The organism is Rothia sp. HMSC073B08, from assembly GCF_001812975.1.
Taxonomy (GTDB): domain Bacteria; phylum Actinomycetota; class Actinomycetes; order Actinomycetales; family Micrococcaceae; genus Rothia; species Rothia mucilaginosa.
Map to the genome: position 1 here is coordinate 1 of NZ_KV811043.1, position 1,431 is coordinate 1,431.

Sequence of the window (1,431 nt, forward strand, 5' to 3'; positions counted from 1 at the left end):
AAGTAACCTTCAACGGAGAAGCCAACTTCTCCGCCCAAGGCGATATAAAAACTGTTTTCGGAGAAAAAGCCACTTTCAACGACGTACAGTTCCATAAAGAAATTTCATTTAATACAGTCATTTTTAAAGGAATTGCAGATTTTAGCACCAAAAGTATAGAATATCCTAATGAAACTTTTATGAGTGATGCGGAATTTGTAAATACGCACTTCAAAAAAACTGCAAATTTTTCACGCATACATTCCCATTCGAATAACAATTCCCATAAGATTTACTTTAAAGAAGTCGACTTCCACGAAGACTCCCTATTTAATGACACCATTTTTCAGACAGATGTGCACTTTGAGAAAGCTGTTTTTCATGGCGAGGCAAAATTCAACGATGCAACTTTCCTAAAGTCTGTGAAATTTTATAATAAGACAAAATTTCAGAATAAAGCCGTTTTCTCTGGACTTACTGTTTCGGAGAACACTGAGTTTGAAAGCGTATCCTTTGCCGATAAATCTTATTTCAATGGGGCTACTCTTGGAAATTCTGGAACAACAAATCAGCAAAAAACTTGTTTTTATAATTCCAGCTTTGATGGAGTTGCAGATTTTTCCAATATCAATTTTTGCAGCATCAATGAATTTATAGATCTCTATTTCTCTAAAGAGGTATCTTTCTACGATTCAATATTTACAGGCGATACTTCATTTATTCAACATCCTAATACGCATTTTGTATTCAATAAATTAGCTGGCCCCAAATATAACGAAAAAGCGGAATTTTCCGATGCAAAATTCGAAGGAACATTGCACTTTGAGAATATTGAATTCAATGATGGGGCAGATTTTATTAGGACAGTTTTTTACGAAGAATCAAATTTTGAAAATATTCTTTTCAAGAATTCGTCACCTGATTTTAAAGATGCAAAATTTACAGTCCATTCAAGTCATCGGTTCACAACTTCCCAGAATTCAGTTCCTTGCAGAAGGAAAAAAGTCAGAGTCCCTCGAGACAATACGTTAAAGGCACGTAAAATTCCGATTGGGTCATACTTATTTGATGATGACCCAGATAACCCAATAGCCGGACCGGCATAAAATGATTAGCCCTGTCACGCAGAGTGTGACAGGGCTAATCATTTTAATGAGATACTCCGCTTCTATGTCGAGAAATATCTCAAGGTGAGAGCCTAAAAGAGTGGGGTCCTCCCCTATGCTGGTTATAAGCCAGCACCGGAGCAGGAAGGGCACACCACCATGAACCTCAACAAACTCTTCACCGCGCTGCGACAACGCAAAAACACCCCAGCACGCAACCAGCCGGCCGAGCGGCACGAACGCTACACGCACGCCCTCGAACAATTCCTCGACGGGCAGCCCGCCACACGCCTGAGCGGGGTGTACACGCTCGTAAACCGGCTCTTCAGAGTTGAGTGTGGTTGGA

At 40.0% G+C, this 1,431-nt stretch carries 2 protein-coding genes; both read left to right on the forward strand.

Annotation, left to right across the window (positions count from 1 at the left end):
- A partial coding sequence (locus HMPREF2884_RS08945; protein ID WP_141752086.1) for a pentapeptide repeat-containing protein occupies nucleotides 1-1,085 on the forward strand: 1,085 nt, incomplete at its 5' end.
- Between the two features lie 159 nt (nucleotides 1,086-1,244).
- Nucleotides 1,245-1,431 (forward strand): hypothetical protein (locus tag HMPREF2884_RS08950; protein ID WP_141753481.1); only part of this gene is annotated, 187 nt, incomplete at its 3' end.